The sequence below is a fragment of the Devosia sp. genome (assembly GCF_036676215.1).
Taxonomy (GTDB): Bacteria; Pseudomonadota; Alphaproteobacteria; order Rhizobiales; family Devosiaceae; genus Devosia.
Genome location: NZ_JAKFDJ010000039.1, coordinates 20,573 through 37,552, shown reverse-complemented (window position 1 = coordinate 37,552; position 16,980 = coordinate 20,573). Strand labels below are relative to the sequence as shown.

The following is a 16,980-nucleotide window of genomic DNA, read 5'->3' as shown; positions in this document are numbered from 1 at the left end:
CGATAGGCCGCGGCATCGGCCCGGGTGAGCCGTCGGACGGAATAGCTCACGCGTCGAGCTCGATGGCTTCGAGCGTGACATTGCCATTGGTATAGACGCAGACCTGTTCGGCGATCCTCATGGCCCGCCGCGCGATGTCCTCGGCGTCGAGCTCGGTCGCCTCGGCCAGCGCCAATGCGGCACTGAGCGCATAATTGCCGCCCGAGCCGATGGCGATGACGCCATGATCGGGCGTCAGCACGTCGCCCGTGCCGGTCAGCACCAGGGTTTCGCGTTTGTCGGCCACGATCATCATGGCTTCGAGCTTGCGCAGATAGCGGTCGGTGCGCCAGTCCTTGGCCAGTTCGACCGCAGCGCGCATCAACTGGTCGGGATATTGTTCGAGCCGGGCTTCGAGCCGCTCGAACAGGGTGAAGGCGTCGGCGGTGGAACCGGCAAAGCCACCGATCACATTGCCACCGGCCAGCCGCCGGACTTTCTTGGCGCCGTGCTTCATCACGGTCTGGCCCATGGAAACCTGGCCATCGCCAGCCACCACGACCCTATTGCCCTTGCGCACCGAAACGATGGTCGTCCCGTGCCAGCCGGGGAACGCAGAGTCACTCATGATTGGAAAATACTCCAGAACAGATGGGTGATATTTAGGAGCGTCGCCAAGGAATGCAATGCAGACCAGAGGCGCCGCCTCGGCAAGGGACCGTATGCAACGCAATCTTTAAGCGTTTCCGCTTATCTGCTAGAGAGCCGCCGTATTCCGGAGACCGCCCATGCGTACCGCCACCATTGCCCGCAAGACCAACGAGACCGAGATCGATGTCTCGGTGAACCTCGACGGCACCGGCGCGCACAGCATGGCGACCGGCATCGGCTTTCTCGATCACATGCTCGACCAGCTCAGCCGCCACTCGCTGATCGACATGGATGTTTCCTGCAAGGGGGACCTCCACATCGACTTCCACCACACGGCGGAAGATGTGGGCATCGCCCTGGGCCAGGCCATTTCGAAGGCGCTCGGGGACAAGAAGGGCATCCGCCGCTATGCCTCGGCCGACCTGCCCATGGATGGCACGCTGACCCGTGCGGCGCTGGACGTATCCGGCCGGCCCTTCCTGGTGTTCCGGGCGGAGTTCTCTCGCGACAAGGTCGGCGAGATGGATACCGAGCTGTTCCGCGAATTCTTCCAGGCCTTCGCCATGAATGCCGGCATCACCCTGCATATCGAGAACTTCTACACCGACAACAACCACCATCTGGCTGAGTCGATGTTCAAGGCCGTGGCGCGGGCGCTGCGCGAGGCGGTCGAGATCGACCCGCGCGTGGGTGATCGGGTGCCGAGCACCAAGGGTACGCTCTGAGCGGTCCAGTCGCTCCGACGGGCTTTCAACGCCGGGCATTTTGCACTAAGTCAGCCCTAACCACGGTGTCACCCCGGCCTTGAGCCGGGGCCCATCTCGAGATCTCAGGATGGATCCCGGCTCTAGGCCGGGATGACAACCGAGAGTTTGGAGTGTTCGGTGACTCTATACGCCATCTATGATCCCAAGCCCGGCAAGCCTGCCTTGCCCGCCGCCGTGCCGGAGAAATTTTCCTGGTTCGCCGCCCTGCTGCCGCCGGTCTTCCTGGTTGTGCATGGGCTGTGGCTGGAACTGGTCGGCTTTGCGCTGGCGGTCGCGGCGCTGGTGTTTGCCACAAGCGTGATCGGCGAAGATGCTGCCTTCCCGCTCTATGTGCTCGGCGCGGTCTGGCTCGGCTTTGCCGCGCCCGGCCTGCGCCGGCATGCCCTCGCCTGGCGCGGCTGGACCCATCGCGGTGAGCGCGTCGCGCTGAGCGCCGACATGGCGCAGCTCGAGGCCATCCGATGAGCCTCGTTACCATCATCGATTACGGGGCCGGCAATCTGCACTCGGCCTCCAAGGCCTTCGAGCGCATGGCCTATGGGCTGGGCGGCATCACCGTGGAGGTGACGGCCGATCCCGAGCGCGTCCGTGTGGCCGACCGCATCATGCTGCCTGGCGTCGGCGCCTTTGCCGACTGCAAGGCCGGGCTTGATGCCGTGCCCGGCATGGTGGACGTGCTGGAGCAACGGGTGATCCGCGGCGGCGTGCCGTTTCTCGGTGTTTGCGTCGGCATGCAGCTCATGGCCAGTGAAGGCCGCGAGAAGGTGGTGACCCAGGGTCTGGGCTGGATCGCTGGCGCGGTGCAGAAAATTACTCCGTCCGATCCGGCGCTGAAGATCCCGCATATGGGCTGGAACACCATTTCCATGACCCGCCCGCATCCTCTGTTCGCCGGCATTCCCGATGGACCGGGCGGGCTGCACGCCTATTTCGTGCATTCCTATCACCTGATGACCGAGCGCCCGGACGATTGTCTCGCCACCACCGACTATGGTGGGCCGCTCACCGCCTGTGTCGGTCGCGACAATATGTTCGGCACGCAGTTCCATCCGGAAAAGAGCCAGGCGCTGGGACTGCAGCTGATCGAAAATTTCCTGAGGTGGACGCCGTGATTCTTTTCCCCGCCATCGACCTCAAGGACGGCCAATGCGTGCGCCTCAAGCTGGGCGACATGGAGCAGGCCACTGTGTTCAACGATGACCCCGCCGCGCAGGCCAAGGCGTTCGAGGACCAGGGCTTTGAGTATCTGCACGTGGTCGACCTCAACGGCGCCTTTGCCGGCGAGAGCGTCAATGGTGCGGCGGTGGAAGCCATTCTCAAAAAGGTGAGATTCCCGGTTCAGCTCGGCGGCGGCATCCGCACGCTGGCCCATATCGAGAGCTGGCTCGACAAGGGCCTTGCCCGCGTCATCCTCGGCACGGTCGCGGTGCGTGATCCGGCGCTGGTCAAGCAAGCGGCGCGGTTGTTCCCCGGCCAGGTTGCCGTCGGCACCGATGCGCGCGGCGGCATGGTTGCGGTGGAAGGCTGGGCGGAAACCTCGGAACTGTCAGTGATCGAACTGGCCAAGCGCTTCGAGGGCGCCGGGGTGGCAGCGATCATCTATACCGATATCGATCGCGACGGCGTGCTGGCCGGCATCAACTGGGATTCGACGCTCGAGCTTGCTCGCGCGACCTCCATCCCGGTCATCGCCTCGGGCGGGCTGGCCTCCATGGCCGATATCGAGCGCATGACGCGGCCCGAATACGCCGTTCTGGAAGGCGCCATTTCCGGGCGCGCCCTCTATGACGGTCGCATTGATTCACGTGAAGCACTGGCCTTGCTGAGGAGTGCGGCATGACCCTCAAGACCCGCCTCATTCCCTGCCTCGACGTCATGGGCGGCCGCGTTGTCAAGGGCGTGCAGTTCGTCGATCTGCGCGACGCCGGTGATCCGGTCGAGGCCGCCATGGCCTATGACGCAGCGGGCGCCGATGAATTGACCTTTCTCGACATCACCGCCAGCCACGAAGGCCGCGACACCATTTTCGATGTGGTGGCGCGCACGGCCGAGCACTGCTTCATGCCGCTGACGGTGGGCGGCGGGGTGCGCAGCATCGAGGATATCCGCAAGCTCCTGCTGGCCGGGGCCGACAAGGTGGCGATCAATTCGGCGGCGGTGAATGATCCCGATTTCATCGCCCGGGCGGCTGACAAGTTCGGCAATCAGTGCATCGTCGTTTCGGTCGATGCCAGGCAGCGGCTGAGCCAGGCCGTCGGTGGTGATAATAGAAGCGAATGGGAGATCTTCACCCATGGCGGACGCAGGGCGAGCGGCCTCGATGCGGTGGAATTCGCCGTGCGTATGGTGGAGCGTGGCGCCGGCGAATTGCTGGTGACCTCGATGGACCGCGACGGCACCAAGTCCGGCTTCGACCTCAAGCTCACCCGCGCCATTGCCGATGCGGTGGAAGTGCCGGTGATTGCCTCGGGCGGCGTCGGCAGCCTGCAGGACCTCGTCGACGGGGTGACCGAGGGCCATGCCAGCGCCGTGCTGGCGGCCTCGATCTTCCACTTCGGCACCTTCACCATTCCGCAAGCCAAGCAATATATGCGCGAGCATGGTGTCGCCGTTCGCATGGACTTGGCTGCGACCGACAGGGCAAATCGCTCCGGTGGAGCGATTTGAGCAGCCAAGGCCATGAGAGCTACGCTCGAATGGCGGCTTAGGTCGTAGTGACGGCGGCTTCGTTTTTTGCTCTAAGCCGTCAACGGCCGGAGATACCCGACATGCCCATGACCCTCGACGACCTCGAAGCGCGGATCGCGCTGCGCGCCGCCGCCTCGCCCGATGAGAGCTACACCGCCAAGCTGATTGCCCGCGGTATGGAAAAATGCGCCCAGAAGCTTGGCGAGGAAGCCACCGAGGCGGTCATCGCGGCGGTGACCGGCAACCGGGCCGAACTGGTCAAGGAATCGGCCGATCTGCTCTACCACCTGCTGGTGGTGCTGCGCGCCGCCGGCCTGCCGCTCGCCGAGGTCATGGCCGAGCTCGACACCCGCACCGCCCAGTCGGGCCTCGCCGAAAAGGCCGCCCGCAAGGACCGGTATTGATGGTCAGACGTCAACCCGTGCTTGCGCCGTACCACCACTTCACCAAGGCGCAGTGGAGCGAGTTGCGCGCCGACGAGCCGATGACGCTGACCCGCGAGGATATTTCGCGGCTGCGCACGCTCTCCGATCCGATCTCGCTGGAAGAGGCCGAAGAGGTCTATCTGCCACTGACGCGCCTGCTGTCATTCTATGTCGAGGCTGTGCAGCACCTGCATAACGTCTCGACCCGTTTCCTCGAAGCGCCCGACCAGAAGGTGCCCTTTATAATCGGCGTCGCCGGCTCGGTGGCGGTGGGTAAATCGACCACCGCACGAATCCTGCAGGCGCTGCTCCAGCGCTGGCCAGCCAGCCCCAAGGTCGATCTGGTGACCACCGACGGCTTCCTCTACCCCAATGCGATCCTGGCCGAGCGTGGCATCATGGGGCGCAAGGGCTTTCCCGAAAGCTATGACCGGCCGCGCTTCGTGCAGTTCCTGGCCGACATCAAATCGGGCAAGGGCGGCGTCAGGGCGCCCGTCTATTCGCATCTGGTCTATGACGTGGTGGCGGGCGGGGAAGTCACGGTCGACCGACCCGATATCCTCATTGTCGAGGGGCTCAATATCCTGCAGCCGGGCGAGCTGCCCAAGGACGGCAAGCCGATCCTCTTTGCCTCCGACTTCATCGATTTCTCGGTCTATATCGACGCCGACAATGACGATCTCGAAGACTGGTTCATGGAGCGCTTCTTCCGCCTGCGCGAGACCGCGTTCAAGGACCCGACCTCGTTCTTCCGCCGCTTCGCCGCGATGAGCGAGGCCGAGGCCGGCGAATACGGCCGCATGGTGTGGCGGACGATCAACCTGCCCAACCTGCTCGAAAACGTGCTGCCGACGCGCGGCCGCGCCGACCTCATCCTCAAAAAGGGCAAGAGCCATCTGATCGAGACGGTGCAGCTGCGAAGGGTTTAGCGCCGTCCCGCAGGGCAAATCGCGCCAGTGGCGCGATTTGAGGCGATAAAGCCATGAGGGCTTTGCCCGAATGGCCGGGCTCTTCTTTACCTCTCCCCCAAAGGGAGAGGTGAAGAGCTAATACGTTCCCGGCTGGGGCTGGCTGAAGATGATCTGGTTGCCATCGGGGTCGCGGAACTTGGCGGTCTTGAAGAAGTCGCCCATGGCCTTGGCCACCGGCTTGAGTTCCAGCAGGGCCAACCGACCCAACTCCTCGGCCAGGTCATCCACTATCAGCGTCAGCGACGAGGCCCCGGCCCGGTCGGCATCGGTAAAAACATGCACCCAGCCGCCCCCCGCCAGCTTCCATTCGCCCACTTCGCTCATCGGGCGGGCATCGGCGGGCCGGCCGAACAGACGCTCGTAAAAATCGAGCGCGTTGTTGATGTCGTCCACCGCGATACCGGCGAGCGCATTGGTGATGGCCAAATCAGTTCCCTTGGTTTCTCCGTAACCACAACCCTAGCATGATGACAGCAATGGGGCACGGCTGTTGGCGTTTTGCCGAGGCGCTGCTATAGGCGGAACCCAATCGCGGAGATGGACTTATGGCAGCTCTGAAGGTCGTGGTGGCAGGCGCCGGCGGGCGCATGGGAGCCGCCAATATACGGGCGGTCGCCGCACAGGCGGGCCTGTCTCTGCATGGTGCCGTCGCCAATGCCTCCGGCATGACCCTCCATGCTGCCGTCGACCGGCCCGGCACTGCCGCCATTGGCCAGGATGCAGGTCTGTTTGCCGGCATCGAAGCGCTCGGCGTCAAGATCACCGACGACATGGACGTCGCCCTGGTTGGGGCTGACGCTATCATCGACTTCACCGCTCCCGGTGCCAGCGTCGCGCTGGCGCAGAAGGCGGCCCTTCTCGGTCTCGTCCATATCATCGGCACGACCGGCTGTTCGGAAGCCGACGATGCGGCGATCGCCGAGGCGGCCCGCACCGGCGCGCGCGTGGTCAAGTCCGGCAATTTTTCCATGGGCATGGCGGTGCTGGCCAACCTGGTCCAGAAGGCCGCGGCGGCCCTGGCCGACTACGACATCGAAATCCTCGAGATGCATCACAACAAGAAGGTCGACGCCCCCTCCGGCACGGCCCTGCTGCTGGGCGAAGCGGCGGCTGCCGGCCGCAAGATTGGGCTCAAGACGCATTCGGTGCGGGTGCGCGACGGCCATACCGGGCCGCGCGAGGCCGGCACCATCGGCTTTGCCACCCTGCGTGGCGGCACGGTGGTGGGTGACCACTCGGTGATCCTTGCGGGCCCCTCCGAGCGCATTGAGCTCAATCACCGCGCCGAGGATCGCACTATCTTCGCCAATGGCGCCGCCCGCGCCGCGCTCTGGGCCGCCGGGCAGGCGCCGGGGCTCTATTCGATGAACGACGTGCTGGGGCTCTGAACCATGGCCGCGCCGACCTGCTGGATCGGCGTCGCCGCTCGCGCCCATGTGAAGATGGGCGAGGCGGATCGCTTCGTCATGTTCGCCCATGGCATCCATAGCGCGGTCAAGCAGGTTCGGCCCGGCGACTGGTTCGCCTATTATTCGCCCACCGAAACGCTGGGCGGCAAGGACACGGTGCGTCGCTTCACCGCCATCGGGACGATTGATGATGGCGAGCCGGTGGCTATGCTGATGACGGTGGACGTCACCGGCTGGCGACGTGGCGCGACCTATCTCGCGGCGCAGGAAGCCGACATCTATCCCTTGCTGCCGCAATTCCGCTTCGTCACCAATCCCAGCCATTGGGGCATGTATTTCCGCAAATCGCTGTTCAAGGTGGATGCGGCCGATTTTTCCCTCATTGCCGATGCCATGGGCGTCGGCCGTCAATTCAATCTCGGAGACTTTTGATGACCGGCACCCTGATCCTCGTGCGCCATGGCGAAAGCGAGTGGAACCTCAAGAACCTTTTCACCGGCTGGCGCAATCCCAACCTGACCGAACAGGGGATCGAGGAAGCCCGCGCCACCGGCAAGGCGCTTCTGGCCAAGGGAATCGTGCCTGACCTCTACTATACCTCGGCCCTGCGCCGCGCCCAGCATACGCTCGACCTGATGCTCGAAGAGATGGGCATCCTCAATGTCACCATCACCAGGCACACCGCCCTCAACGAGCGCGACTATGGCGACCTCGCCGGCCTCAACAAGGATGATGCCCGCGCCAAATGGGGTGAGGAACAGGTGCTGGTCTGGCGCCGCAGCTTCGACGTGCCGCCGCCGGGCGGCGAAAGCCTCAAGGACACCGCGGCCCGCACCCTGCCCTATTACGAAGCCGAAATCCTGCCCCAGCTCAAGGCCGGCAAGACCGTGCTCATCGCCGCCCATGGCAATTCGCTGCGCGCCATGGTGATGGCGATCGAGGGCCTGACGCCCGAGCAGATCCTGAAGCGCGAAATCGCCACCGGTCAGCCTACGGTTTACCGGATCGGTCCCGACGGGAAGCTGGTGGAGCGGGTGGAGCTTTAGGCGACCGCTGAACTACACCTCTCCCTTTGGGGGAGAGGTCGGCCCTCTTGGGCCGGGTGAGGGGGCCTTCCCCACGCACTCACCCAGCAAAGGCCCCCTCACCCGCCGCTACGCGTCGACCTCTCCCCCAAAGGAAGAGGTGAAGAGCGTACCCACCGATTCACGTGAAACTTCTCACCTAAAATCGCTCCGGTGGAGCGATTTTAGGTGAGAAGGCCATGAGGGCTATGCCCGAATGGCTAATGCGCCGCTGAGATCACCCCGGCTTCCCAGCCCAGGATGGCGCGCTTGCGCGGGACGCCCCAGTGATAGCCGGTGAGCGCGCCTGAGGTTCCCACCACGCGGTGGCAGGGCACGACGAAGGAAATGGGGTTCTTGCCGACCGCGGCGCCGACAGCGCGGGCGGCGGTCGGGCGGCCGATCTGGTTGGCCACGCTCTGATAGGTCGTGGCCTGGCCGCAGGGTATCTTGAGCAGCGTCTCCCACACCTTGACCTCGAAATCGGTGCCGATCAGCACCACCCGCACCGGCCGCTCCGGGGACCAGTGGGCCGGATCAAACGCCTGGGCGATCATCGGGGCGACGCGCGCGTCGTCGCGCGTGAAGCGGGCATTGGGCCAGCGATTGGCGAGATCCTCGAAAGCCTGTTCGATACTGGTTTCGCCATCGGCGAAGCCGAGGCCCGACATGCCGTATTCGGTGGCCGTCACCACGGCCATGCCGAAGGGCGATGGCGCGGCGCCCCAGATCATGTCAAGGCCTGCGCCGCCGGCCCGGAAAACGCCGGGCGGCATCGCTTCATAGGTCACGAACAAGTCATGCAGGCGCGAGGTGGAAGAAAGGCCCACCTCATAGGTGGTGTCGAGCACGCTTTCCCGGGCGCGCAACAGCGATTTGGCATGATCGAGCGCCACTGCCTGGGCAAAGCTCTTGGGGCTGAGGCCGCACCAGCGACGGAACAGTTCTGTCAGCTGCCGTTCCGTCATACCAAGAGCACGGGCGAAACGCGGCAGATCAGCGACGTCGGGGCCGTTCTCGGAAAGATAGCGGATGGCCGCGCGGATGGTGTCGTAATCGGTGGCGGGCGAGATCGGGGCAAGCTGGTTCATCGAAACACCCATGGTGTCATTCATGTTCAGGGTGCCTGTTTAGGGCCAGCGCGCGCGCCAAGCGACCCGGTTTTGACGCGGACGGCTATTGCCGGGCCCGGTGCAGGGCCCGGCCAAATTCCTTGGCAAAGCTGGCTTTGTCACCGGGGCTGAGAAAAGCCCCGATCTCGAAGCTTTCGGTGCCGCTGCGCAGCGTGAGTGCCCTGGTCTTCTCGTTCATGTCGCGATCGAGCACGAGGCGTACGACCTTGGGATCGAAGCGGCAGAGCATGCGCTCACCCTTGGCATCGACCGTGGTTATCTCCAGCTGTTCGGGCCAGAGCGTGACCTGTTGGGTGATGCGCTGGTTGCGAGCCTGCCGCATGCCCAGGATCACCAGCCCGGCTGCAGTGAGCACAAATCCGGCGAGGGCCGGCACCGCGAATTCTGGCACGGCCACAACCAGCGGCGTGACAAGGGCCGCTGCCGCGCCCAGAGCCAGCCAGCCGCCCGCTGCCCGCAGCGACCGGTCGGGGCGCAGCGCGGCGGAAAACAACGGCGTCGTGGTTGTGGTTTGCATTGCCATCGTGATCTCTTCCCTCCCAACTATAGGCGCAGAATCAGGGGCGAGAGAATGGCAGCTGCGAAAAAAGTGAAGAGCCTGCCCAAGGCCGACGTCGAGGCCATCTTTGCCCGCTTCCACGAAATCGAACCCGAACCCAAGGGCGAACTCGACTATCTCAACGCCTTTACCCTGCTGGTCGCGGTGGTGCTGTCGGCCCAGGCGACCGATGCGGGCGTCAACAAGGCGACGCGGCGCCTGTTCGAACTGGCCCCCTCCCCGGCGGCCATGGTGGCGCTGGGGCCTGACGCCATCACCGATCTGATCAAGACCATCGGCCTCTATCGCGGCAAGGCCAAAAATGTCTTCGCGCTGAGCCAGATCCTGCTCGACAGGCATGGCGGAGAGGTGCCGCAGGATCGCGAGGCGCTCGAAGCCCTGCCGGGCGTTGGCCGCAAGACCGCCAATGTGGTGCTCAATATCTGGTTCAAACAGCCCACCATTGCCGTGGATACCCATCTGTTTCGCGTCGGCAATCGCACCGGGCTGGCGCCTGGGGCCAACCCGCTGGCCGTCGAGCAAATCCTGCTCAAGGTCATTCCAGCGCAATATATGCTGCATGCGCATCACTGGCTGATCCTGCACGGCCGCTATATCTGCAAGGCGCGCAAGCCCGAATGCTGGCGCTGCCCTATCGCCCAATGGTGCCGCTTCGAGCCCAAGACGCCGCTGCCAAGGGGCACCTAGCTGCCATAGCCCCGCGCCATGGCCGCGGCGAAAATGGGAATCAGCAGCAGGACGACAGCCTGCAGATGGATGAACTGCCGGCTGGCGGCGATGTCCGCTGCGGGCGGGACATAGCCAGCATCACTCTCCAGCCCCTTCTGCCACCTGCGGATGGCGAGCGTGGGTGGAATAGTGAGCAGGCCCATCACCAGGAAAGCCGCCATCTTGGCCCAGAAGGCCAGGTTGCCGACATAATATTCCCAACCGCTGGCGCCGAAGATGACGCGGAAAATGCCCACGATGATGACCAGCGCAGCGACCCCACCATAGGCAGCGTCGATGCGGCCGAGCTGGCGAATGCCTGGACCTGCCATGCCGGGTCGGAGCAGCACGAACTCGGCGGCAAAGATCCCCACCAGCGCGAAGACCGCCAGATGGTGCGCGATTGCCAGGAACAGATCGATATCCATTTGCGGGCCCTCAACGCCTCATGTTATCAACGCTTACATATTCTCACGACGAAGTAAGCAATGTCAACATCCATCCCCAATGCCCCCTATCACCATGGCAATCTGCGCCAGGCATTGCTCGAAGCGGCCCTGCTGATCCTCGAAAAGCAGGGTGAGGCTGGATTGGGCCTGCGCGACCTGGCCCGCGCCGTCGGCGTCTCACCCGCCGCGCCCTACCGGCATTTCGACAGCCGGGCCGCCTTGCTCGAGGCCCTGGCTGTCACCGGATATCAGCGCTTCACCCGCCTGATGGAAGCCGTCGCCACCAATGACACGCTGGATCCTATGACGGCGATGGGGCGGACCTATGTGAAGTTTGCCCTCGATAACCCCAATCTGTTCCGCCTGATGTTTTCGCCGGTGCTGCGGCGCGACAATCGCCCCGGCCTGCGCATGGCGGCCGATGCCGCCTATCAGACCCTGCGGCACGTGACGGGCGAGGATGTCGCAATTGGGCGCGTCGCGGCTTTGGCGGCGTGGGCGCGGGTGCATGGCCTAGCCGTGTTGCTGCTCGATGGACAGATCGCGATACAGGCCGGCGAGGATATCGAGGCGCTGATCACCCAGATCATCGAGAAGCACTAGCGCAAGGCGCGAGGTTGCGGCGAGCCGGCTGTTCCTCTAAACCGGCTAACGGTTTTCCTCGCGCCGGACCCTAGTTCATGACCCAGACCCGCTTTGACGTCCTCACCATCGGCAATGCGATTGTCGACATCATCGCGCCGGTGGAGGCGGGGTTCATCGAACGGGAGGGCATGAGCGAGGGCATCATGCACCTGATCGATACCGATCGGGCCGAGGACCTCTATGGCAAGATGCCGCTGGGCCGCCAGCAGATCTCGGGCGGCAGTGCCGCCAATACCGCGGCCGGCGTCGCCTCGCTGGGCGGCCGCGCCGCCTTTATCGGCAAGGTGGCCGACGATCCGCTGGGCGACGTGTTCGAGGCCGATCTCGACACCATCGGCGTGCACTATTCCACCAGCCGGCTCAAGAATGGTGCATTGACCGCCCGCTCGATGATCTTCCTTTCCGAAGATGGCGAGCGCACCATGAACACCTATCTCGGCGCCTGCCACCAGCTGACCGAGCAGGACATCAAGCCGGACGAAATCGGCGGCGCTGCCATCACCTATATGGAAGGCTTCCTGTGGGACCCGGTGGAGGCTAAGAAGGCCTTCGTGCTGGCTGCGCATTATGCCCACAAGAACGAGCGGGCCGCCGCCTTCACCCTCTCCGATCCCTTCTGCGTCGATCGCTACCGCGCCGAATTCCTCGACCTGATCCGTTCCAAGACCATCGACTACGTCTTTGCCAATGTGCATGAGCTGAAATCGCTCTACCAGACCGACGACCTGGGCGAAGCCGTGCGCGAGATCGCCAAGGATGCCGAACTGGCCGCCATCACCATGGGCGCCGACGGCGCCATGGCGGTCTATAATGGCGAAGTGACCTCGGTCCCGGCCTATGCCATCGACAAGGTGGTGGATGCCACCGGCGCCGGCGATCTCTTCGCCTCGGGCTTCCTGCTCGGCATGGCGCGCGGGCAGACGCTGGAATCGGCGCTGCAGACCGGGTGCCTCGCCGCCAACGAAGTGATCAGCCATATCGGCGCGAGGCCCCTGCTGGATTTGCAGGACCTGACCAGGGCGCATGGGCTGGCGGGGTAGCCTCGTCGACTTGTCCCCCGGCCCCATTGGTCCATTGCTGCAGCGCGCCAGATGCGATTGGGAGCGGACGTCCGCTCCGCTGGAACGAGATTTATGAGTCTGGGTGCTTAGCCCAAACTCCCCCGCATCTGCACCAGCGCATCCGCCGTGCTCCCCGTCGGCCTGAATTCCAGTCCTACCCAGCCGTCATAGCCCTGCGCGTCGAGCCAGGCGAGGTGCGGTTGCAGGTCAAGCCGGCCCGTGCCGGGCTGGTGGCGGCCGGGATGGTCGGCGAGGTGGACGTGGAAAATGCGGTCGAGATGGCCGGCGGCCACGGCCTGCGGGTCCTCGTCCATGATCAGCGAATGATAGAGATCGTAGGTCAGCCCGATTTCGGGCCGGTTGACCGCGTCGACGATGGCGAAGGCTTCGGTCGAGCTGGTGAGGTAATAGCCGGGATGATCGACCCGATCATTGAGCGGTTCGAGCCCCATCCGCACACCCGAGCCGGCCAGCACGTCGGCAGAGCGGGCCATGGCGATGGTGAGGTCGTCATGCTGGCGTGAGCGGTCGATGCCGGGGAGCAGCGGCCCCGACTGGCAGATCAGCACCGGGGCGCCCAGGCGCAGGGCGGCGTCGCGGCTCTGTTCGAGGCCACGCAGGAACCGGTCATGGTCGCCTTGCCTGGTCAGTTCAGCAAAGGGCTCCGCGACGATGGCGGCGAGCGTTAGCCCGGTCTCCTCCAGCGCGCGCTCTACGGCGTCGAGGTCCTTGTTGGACCAGAACCAGAATTCGACGGCATCCAGCCCCGCCGCCTTGGCGAGGCGAATACGCTGGGCCGGGTCACGGGTCTCCGGCACGAAGAGCATTTCGATACAGGCGGAAAAGCGGGTCATGCCAGCCGGGTTCCGGCGTTCATGTCGGCGAGGATGGCGCGGGCTGCGGCAACCGGGTCGGCCGCTTCGATGATCGGGCGGGCAACCACCAGATGCGTGGCGCCCTCGGCCAGCGCCTCGCCCGGTCCCATCACCCGCTTCTGATCGCCGACCGAGGCGCCGGGCAGACGGATGCCCGGGGTGACGATGGCCATTCGGGGGCCGATGATGGTGCGCACCATCTCCGCCTCGTGCGGCGAACTGACGAGGCCGCCAATGCCCGCGTCGCGCGCCTGTTGCGCCCGCAGCGCGACGAGGCCCGCCGTGTCGCGGGCAAAGCCGGCCTCGGCGACGTCGGCGTCGTCCATCGAGGTCAGTACCGAGACACCCAGTACGCAGAGTTCCGATCCGGCAGCACCGCGCACCGCAGCGCGCATGCATTGGGGATAGGCATGGACGGTCAGCATGGTGGCGCCGGTTTCAGCGATGGCTGCCACGCCCTTTTCGACCGTATTGTCGATGTCGAGCAGCTTGAGGTCGAAGAACACCTTTTTGCCGGCCGCCAGCAGCGCCTTGCCCAGGCTGAAGCCGTCGGCGCCATAGAAGCACTGATAGCCGATCTTGTAGAAATCCACCGTGTCGCCCAGCAGCGCCACGATTTCCTCGGCGCGGGCGCGTGACGAAACGTCGAGGCCCACGATTAATTGGCCAGCCATAGTGGTTCCTCCGCTGTCGATGTCAGGCTGGACTAGACCAAATCCGTGCGCGTCGCAACCGGCTCTAGCCGAACCAGCCCGGCGCGAAGTCCTCCATCGCGGTCCATTCGCAGCCCAGCTTCATGTCCTCCAGATCGAAGGTGAAGCAATTGCCGCCACCGCGATTGGCATGCCGGCTCTGGTCCTCGCTGCGCGAGATTGCCCTGCCCGCTACATGGCATTTGAGCAGCGTGCCCACCGCGCCATGACCGCAGAATATCGCCGGGGTACCCGCGGGCACGCTGGCCATGGCGGTTCTGACCGTCTGCACGATACGTGACTGCGCATCGATCGCCCGTTCCCAGCCATCGGTGCTGACCAGCGGCTTGGCGAAGAAGCGATCCGCCATGGCTTCGAACAGGTTCGGCGGTAGAAAGCCGGTGGCGCTGCGGTCGTTCTCGCCCATCAGGTGATCGCTCAGCACCAGGCTGCCAGCTGCCTCTGCCAGAATATCGGCGAGTTGCATGGCCTTGGTCTCACGGCTGGAAAAGATCATGCTGCCGGCTGGCACCACGCCCCGCCCGGCAAAGGCCTGGGCGCGCCTTGTCCCTTCGGCATTCAGCCCCCAAAGCGGCAGCGGCACATTGGCATCGATCTCGACCTGCGGATGCGTCACATAAAGCGCTCGCATTGGTGGTCACCCACGCCTGAAATGGGTCAATTCGTGGACCATCTGATCGACCTTGCGGATGATGGCCGGTTCGACGAAGTCACCATTCGCGTCGAGGGCCTCGTCCGCCGGGCCGATGCCGAGCAGCGTCGGCACAACCAGTGCCCCAACTTTCGAGAGTGAGTCGCGCAGATGGCTCAGCGACCAGATGGTGCCATATTTGCCTGAGCTCACCCCGCCAATGCCGAAGACCGCATGCCGGAACACGCTCGGCTTCTGGCGGCTGAGCCAGGTGATGGTGTTGACCACCAGAGGCGGCACGCCGCCATTGTATTCGGGGCTGGCGATGAAGACGATGTCGTGGCTGCGCCACAGCTCGGCCAGTCGCACGGCGGCCTCCGGAACTTGATCGGGTTCGAGATCCTCGTTGAAGATCGGCATGTCGAAGTCGCTGAGATCGATGGCGTTGACGGCGACGCCGGCGGCTTCGAGCTTGCGGCCCATATGGGCCTGTAGCAGCCGATTGTAGGAGCCCTGGCGGATCGAACCGGAGAGCGTGAGGGCAGTGGTCATACGGGAGGGGTCCTGATGTCTCTGCCTAATCTGCGATGGCGCGGCAGGTGGCGCAAGACGGATTGACTCCGCGACACCTCGCCACTACTGTTAAGGCATAACTTAAGTAATAGGAGCCGAACCATGTCCACATCCATCTTCGTCAACCTTCCGGTCGCCGACCTGGATTCCGCCAAGGCCTTCTTCAGCAAGCTCGGCTTTACCTTCAATGCGCAGTTCACCAATGACACGGCGGCCGCCCTGGTGATCGACGACACCATCTATTTCATGCTGGTAACCAAGCCAAAATTCGCCGAATTCATCACCTTGCCCATCGCCGAAGCCAAAGAGGGGACGCAGGCGCTCTATGGCATTTCACGTGATAGCCGTGCCGCGGTGGACGACATCGTCGACAAGGCGCTGGCAGCCGGGGGCACTGAACCGCGCCCGGCGCAGGACCACGGCTTCATGTATTCCCGCGCCTTCGCCGATCTGGATGGCCATATCTGGGACTTCTTCTGGATGGATATGAGCCAGTTCCCGGCCGCATGAGTGGCCTTGCCGGACCCAGTCTTGCTGCCTAGGCTGGGTCACAGGAGGCACGCCATGGCATCAAAGCTCGTCGTCACCCATCTCAGCCACGATTTGCAGGCGAAGAAGTCGTTCGTCTCCTTCGTCTGGTCCGATGACCCGACCAAGCGGCTGGGGCTGGAAGTGCCCTTTGGCACCAGTCTGGATGACGTGGAAGCCGAGGCGGCCAAGGCGGTGGGCAGCCTTGCCGCCGAGCTCAAGGACAGCGAACTCGTCCTGCCGCCAGACTAGGCCAGTCGCAGCCAGCGCCGGACCATGCGAACCATCCGTTCGCGCCGGTACTGATAGAAATACCGGTTGGTCATCAGGTGCCGATAGGTCCGCTTGAAGGCGACGCGCGACCAGGTGAACCACGGCTTGGGATTGGCCGAGTAGTGCACGATATGGGGATTGAAGACCTCGTGCGCCGGCTCCGCATTCTGCAGGTTCCAGCGCGGATCGAGCTCCAGCATGCGGCCCCTGAAGCAGAAATTGATCATGTCCTGGTCATAGTAGAACATGGCCAGTTCGGATGCCGGCAGGCGCGCCAGCGCGGCGGCGAAATCCATCTGCTGGTATTGCGGCATGTCGATCAGCATCACCCCGGCATTGAAATAGGGCTCGGCCATGGAAAAGGCGTTGCGCGCGCGCAGGTCCTTGCCGGCAATGACATGCGTGCGGTCCGGCTGTAGTACGGCCGCAATGGCGTGGCCTTTCATATCCATGAAATAGAGCGGATCGAGCGCGCTGCGCACGAAAAGATCGCTGTCGAGATAGAGCACCCGGCCGATGGCCGGATCGAGCAGGTCACCCAGGAACAGCCGTGCATAGACGATGGGGTTGAGCCGCCGCAGCCGGATGCGCGGAAAGGCGGCGATGCGCTCATCGAGGATACTGCGCGCGTCGATGTCGATGAAATCCACCGCCGCCCCATAGTCGCGCCCAATGCTGGCGATAGCGTCGTGATGCTCCGCCGTCAGGGTCCGGTGCAGCAGGTGAAACCGCAACCGCTCTGGATGATGGGTGGTCAGGCAGATCGAGCGCATCGTGGCATAGGTCGGCGCCCAGAAGGCGTCGTCGAACGCCATGGCGATCTCGATCAGGCCGGCATCGTGCGGGGTCGGATGAGCCGGCGCCATCGGGTCGGACAA

25 protein-coding genes are annotated in these 16,980 nt (G+C 64.4%); 15 read left to right on the top strand and 10 right to left on the bottom strand.

Going from position 1 to position 16,980, the window contains the following annotated elements:
- Positions 1 to 46: 46 nt before the first annotated feature.
- A complete protein-coding gene (hslV, locus tag V6M52_RS03015) occupies positions 47 to 607 on the bottom strand; it encodes an ATP-dependent protease subunit HslV (RefSeq protein ID WP_332699292.1) in 561 nt (186 codons plus the stop codon).
- A 160-nt stretch (positions 608 to 767) separates the two neighbouring features.
- On the opposite strand from hslV, the gene hisB reads away from it, so the two are divergent.
- The 7 genes from hisB to coaA all read left to right on the top strand — a co-directional run bounded on the left by hisB (position 768) and on the right by coaA (position 5,439).
- Complete coding sequence (gene hisB / locus V6M52_RS03010; protein WP_332690237.1) at positions 768 to 1,355, top strand: imidazoleglycerol-phosphate dehydratase HisB; 588 nt, start codon at positions 768 to 770, stop codon at positions 1,353 to 1,355.
- Positions 1,356 to 1,514: 159 nt separating this feature from the next.
- Positions 1,515 to 1,862, top strand: coding sequence for a DUF2628 domain-containing protein (locus V6M52_RS03005; RefSeq protein ID WP_332699290.1), 348 nt, complete (start codon positions 1,515 to 1,517; stop codon positions 1,860 to 1,862).
- A complete protein-coding gene (gene hisH, locus V6M52_RS03000; protein WP_332699287.1) occupies positions 1,859 to 2,509 on the top strand; it encodes an imidazole glycerol phosphate synthase subunit HisH in 651 nt (216 codons plus the stop codon). Before V6M52_RS03005 ends, hisH begins: the two co-directional genes overlap by 4 nt.
- A complete protein-coding gene (hisA, locus tag V6M52_RS02995; RefSeq protein ID WP_332699284.1) occupies positions 2,506 to 3,237 on the top strand; it encodes a 1-(5-phosphoribosyl)-5-[(5-phosphoribosylamino)methylideneamino]imidazole-4-carboxamide isomerase in 732 nt (243 codons plus the stop codon). The genes hisH and hisA overlap by 4 nt, the downstream gene beginning before the upstream one ends.
- Entirely contained in the window at positions 3,234 to 4,064 is an 831-nt protein-coding gene (gene hisF, locus V6M52_RS02990; protein WP_332699281.1) for an imidazole glycerol phosphate synthase subunit HisF, read from the top strand. Before hisA ends, hisF begins: the two co-directional genes overlap by 4 nt.
- Before the next feature lie 101 nt (positions 4,065 to 4,165).
- Entirely contained in the window at positions 4,166 to 4,489 is a 324-nt protein-coding gene (locus V6M52_RS02985; protein ID WP_332690222.1) for a phosphoribosyl-ATP diphosphatase, read from the top strand.
- Positions 4,489 to 5,439, top strand: a complete 951-nt coding sequence (coaA, locus tag V6M52_RS02980) for a type I pantothenate kinase (RefSeq protein ID WP_332690219.1) — start codon at positions 4,489 to 4,491, stop codon at positions 5,437 to 5,439. Before V6M52_RS02985 ends, coaA begins: the two co-directional genes overlap by 1 nt.
- 117 nt (positions 5,440 to 5,556) lie before the next feature.
- On the opposite strand, the gene V6M52_RS02975 is transcribed toward coaA, so the two are convergent.
- Positions 5,557 to 5,907 carry a VOC family protein gene (locus V6M52_RS02975; RefSeq protein ID WP_332690216.1) on the bottom strand — a complete coding sequence of 117 codons (351 nt, stop codon included), beginning with the start codon at positions 5,905 to 5,907 and terminating at the stop codon, positions 5,557 to 5,559.
- 119 nt (positions 5,908 to 6,026) lie between these two features.
- On the opposite strand from V6M52_RS02975, the gene dapB reads away from it, so the two are divergent.
- Genes dapB through V6M52_RS02960 form a run of 3 tightly spaced genes read left to right on the top strand, consistent with a single transcriptional unit; the run spans position 6,027 to position 7,936 of the window.
- Positions 6,027 to 6,869 (top strand): 4-hydroxy-tetrahydrodipicolinate reductase, encoded by an 843-nt coding sequence (gene dapB / locus V6M52_RS02970; protein WP_332699278.1) that lies wholly within the window; start codon positions 6,027 to 6,029, stop codon positions 6,867 to 6,869.
- A gap of 3 nt (positions 6,870 to 6,872) precedes the next feature.
- Complete coding sequence (locus V6M52_RS02965) at positions 6,873 to 7,322, top strand: EVE domain-containing protein (RefSeq protein WP_332690210.1); 450 nt, start codon at positions 6,873 to 6,875, stop codon at positions 7,320 to 7,322.
- Positions 7,322 to 7,936: a 2,3-bisphosphoglycerate-dependent phosphoglycerate mutase gene (locus V6M52_RS02960; protein ID WP_332690207.1), complete on the top strand. Its 615-nt coding sequence runs from the start codon at positions 7,322 to 7,324 to the stop codon at positions 7,934 to 7,936. The genes V6M52_RS02965 and V6M52_RS02960 overlap by 1 nt, the downstream gene beginning before the upstream one ends.
- Before the next feature lie 239 nt (positions 7,937 to 8,175).
- Here V6M52_RS02960 and V6M52_RS02955 read toward each other — a convergent pair whose 3' ends face one another.
- Positions 8,176 to 9,069 (bottom strand): bifunctional helix-turn-helix domain-containing protein/methylated-DNA--[protein]-cysteine S-methyltransferase, encoded by an 894-nt coding sequence (locus V6M52_RS02955; RefSeq protein ID WP_332699275.1) that lies wholly within the window; start codon positions 9,067 to 9,069, stop codon positions 8,176 to 8,178.
- Between the two features lie 61 nt (positions 9,070 to 9,130).
- Positions 9,131 to 9,610 carry a DUF2244 domain-containing protein gene (locus tag V6M52_RS02950; RefSeq protein ID WP_332689916.1) on the bottom strand — a complete coding sequence of 160 codons (480 nt, stop codon included), beginning with the start codon at positions 9,608 to 9,610 and terminating at the stop codon, positions 9,131 to 9,133.
- A 48-nt stretch (positions 9,611 to 9,658) separates the two neighbouring features.
- Here V6M52_RS02950 and nth point away from each other — a divergent pair, with 48 nt between their 5' ends.
- Positions 9,659 to 10,333, top strand: a complete 675-nt coding sequence (gene nth / locus V6M52_RS02945; RefSeq protein WP_332699273.1) for an endonuclease III — start codon at positions 9,659 to 9,661, stop codon at positions 10,331 to 10,333.
- Here nth and V6M52_RS02940 read toward each other — a convergent pair.
- Entirely contained in the window at positions 10,330 to 10,782 is a 453-nt protein-coding gene (locus tag V6M52_RS02940) for a DUF2214 family protein (protein WP_332699270.1), read from the bottom strand. The genes nth and V6M52_RS02940 overlap by 4 nt on opposite strands.
- Before the next feature lie 60 nt (positions 10,783 to 10,842).
- Between V6M52_RS02940 and V6M52_RS02935 the strand changes: the two genes are divergently transcribed.
- A complete protein-coding gene (locus tag V6M52_RS02935) occupies positions 10,843 to 11,406 on the top strand; it encodes a TetR/AcrR family transcriptional regulator (RefSeq protein WP_332699267.1) in 564 nt (187 codons plus the stop codon).
- Between the two features lie 77 nt (positions 11,407 to 11,483).
- Entirely contained in the window at positions 11,484 to 12,488 is a 1,005-nt protein-coding gene (locus tag V6M52_RS02930) for an adenosine kinase (RefSeq protein ID WP_332699264.1), read from the top strand.
- A 107-nt stretch (positions 12,489 to 12,595) separates the two neighbouring features.
- Here the strand turns inward: V6M52_RS02930 and V6M52_RS02925 are convergent, their stop codons facing one another.
- The 4 genes from V6M52_RS02925 to V6M52_RS02910 form a co-directional block, all read right to left on the bottom strand.
- Positions 12,596 to 13,363 (bottom strand): hydroxypyruvate isomerase family protein, encoded by a 768-nt coding sequence (locus V6M52_RS02925; RefSeq protein WP_332690831.1) that lies wholly within the window; start codon positions 13,361 to 13,363, stop codon positions 12,596 to 12,598.
- Entirely contained in the window at positions 13,360 to 14,058 is a 699-nt protein-coding gene (gene pyrF / locus V6M52_RS02920) for an orotidine-5'-phosphate decarboxylase (RefSeq protein WP_332690834.1), read from the bottom strand. The genes V6M52_RS02925 and pyrF overlap by 4 nt, the downstream gene beginning before the upstream one ends.
- Before the next feature lie 64 nt (positions 14,059 to 14,122).
- Entirely contained in the window at positions 14,123 to 14,728 is a 606-nt protein-coding gene (locus tag V6M52_RS02915) for a histidine phosphatase family protein (protein ID WP_332690837.1), read from the bottom strand.
- Between the two features lie 6 nt (positions 14,729 to 14,734).
- Complete coding sequence (locus tag V6M52_RS02910) at positions 14,735 to 15,280, bottom strand: NADPH-dependent FMN reductase (protein WP_332690840.1); 546 nt, start codon at positions 15,278 to 15,280, stop codon at positions 14,735 to 14,737.
- Between the two features lie 123 nt (positions 15,281 to 15,403).
- Between V6M52_RS02910 and V6M52_RS02905 the strand changes: the two genes are divergently transcribed.
- On the top strand, positions 15,404 to 15,811 hold the full coding sequence (locus V6M52_RS02905; RefSeq protein WP_332690843.1) for a VOC family protein: 408 nt from the start codon (positions 15,404 to 15,406) through the stop codon (positions 15,809 to 15,811).
- A 54-nt stretch (positions 15,812 to 15,865) separates the two neighbouring features.
- Positions 15,866 to 16,081 carry a hypothetical protein gene (locus V6M52_RS02900; RefSeq protein ID WP_332699261.1) on the top strand — a complete coding sequence of 72 codons (216 nt, stop codon included), beginning with the start codon at positions 15,866 to 15,868 and terminating at the stop codon, positions 16,079 to 16,081.
- Here the strand turns inward: V6M52_RS02900 and V6M52_RS02895 are convergent.
- Positions 16,078 to 16,980, bottom strand: a complete 903-nt coding sequence (locus V6M52_RS02895; protein WP_332699258.1) for a glycosyltransferase family 8 protein — start codon at positions 16,978 to 16,980, stop codon at positions 16,078 to 16,080. The genes V6M52_RS02900 and V6M52_RS02895 overlap by 4 nt on opposite strands.

Excerpts from the sequence above, each read along its gene's own strand:
- hslV (WP_332699292.1), bottom strand. The coding sequence starts at position 607 with ATGAGTGACTCTGCGTTCCCCGGCTGGCACGGGACGACCATCGTTTCG.
- hisB (WP_332690237.1), top strand. The coding sequence starts at position 768 with ATGCGTACCGCCACCATTGCCCGCAAGACCAACGAGACCGAGATCGAT.
- hisH (WP_332699287.1), top strand. The coding sequence starts at position 1,859 with ATGAGCCTCGTTACCATCATCGATTACGGGGCCGGCAATCTGCACTCG.
- hisF (WP_332699281.1), top strand. The coding sequence starts at position 3,234 with ATGACCCTCAAGACCCGCCTCATTCCCTGCCTCGACGTCATGGGCGGC.
- V6M52_RS02985 (WP_332690222.1), top strand. The coding sequence starts at position 4,166 with ATGCCCATGACCCTCGACGACCTCGAAGCGCGGATCGCGCTGCGCGCC.
- coaA (WP_332690219.1), top strand. The coding sequence starts at position 4,489 with ATGGTCAGACGTCAACCCGTGCTTGCGCCGTACCACCACTTCACCAAG.
- dapB (WP_332699278.1), top strand. The coding sequence starts at position 6,027 with ATGGCAGCTCTGAAGGTCGTGGTGGCAGGCGCCGGCGGGCGCATGGGA.
- V6M52_RS02965 (WP_332690210.1), top strand. The coding sequence starts at position 6,873 with ATGGCCGCGCCGACCTGCTGGATCGGCGTCGCCGCTCGCGCCCATGTG.
- V6M52_RS02960 (WP_332690207.1), top strand. The coding sequence starts at position 7,322 with ATGACCGGCACCCTGATCCTCGTGCGCCATGGCGAAAGCGAGTGGAAC.
- V6M52_RS02955 (WP_332699275.1), bottom strand. The coding sequence starts at position 9,069 with ATGAATGACACCATGGGTGTTTCGATGAACCAGCTTGCCCCGATCTCG.
- V6M52_RS02950 (WP_332689916.1), bottom strand. The coding sequence starts at position 9,610 with ATGGCAATGCAAACCACAACCACGACGCCGTTGTTTTCCGCCGCGCTG.
- nth (WP_332699273.1), top strand. The coding sequence starts at position 9,659 with ATGGCAGCTGCGAAAAAAGTGAAGAGCCTGCCCAAGGCCGACGTCGAG.
- V6M52_RS02940 (WP_332699270.1), bottom strand. The coding sequence starts at position 10,782 with ATGGATATCGATCTGTTCCTGGCAATCGCGCACCATCTGGCGGTCTTC.
- V6M52_RS02935 (WP_332699267.1), top strand. The coding sequence starts at position 10,843 with ATGTCAACATCCATCCCCAATGCCCCCTATCACCATGGCAATCTGCGC.
- V6M52_RS02930 (WP_332699264.1), top strand. The coding sequence starts at position 11,484 with ATGACCCAGACCCGCTTTGACGTCCTCACCATCGGCAATGCGATTGTC.
- V6M52_RS02925 (WP_332690831.1), bottom strand. The coding sequence starts at position 13,363 with ATGACCCGCTTTTCCGCCTGTATCGAAATGCTCTTCGTGCCGGAGACC.
- pyrF (WP_332690834.1), bottom strand. The coding sequence starts at position 14,058 with ATGGCTGGCCAATTAATCGTGGGCCTCGACGTTTCGTCACGCGCCCGC.
- V6M52_RS02915 (WP_332690837.1), bottom strand. The coding sequence starts at position 14,728 with ATGCGAGCGCTTTATGTGACGCATCCGCAGGTCGAGATCGATGCCAAT.
- V6M52_RS02910 (WP_332690840.1), bottom strand. The coding sequence starts at position 15,280 with ATGACCACTGCCCTCACGCTCTCCGGTTCGATCCGCCAGGGCTCCTAC.
- V6M52_RS02905 (WP_332690843.1), top strand. The coding sequence starts at position 15,404 with ATGTCCACATCCATCTTCGTCAACCTTCCGGTCGCCGACCTGGATTCC.
- V6M52_RS02900 (WP_332699261.1), top strand. The coding sequence starts at position 15,866 with ATGGCATCAAAGCTCGTCGTCACCCATCTCAGCCACGATTTGCAGGCG.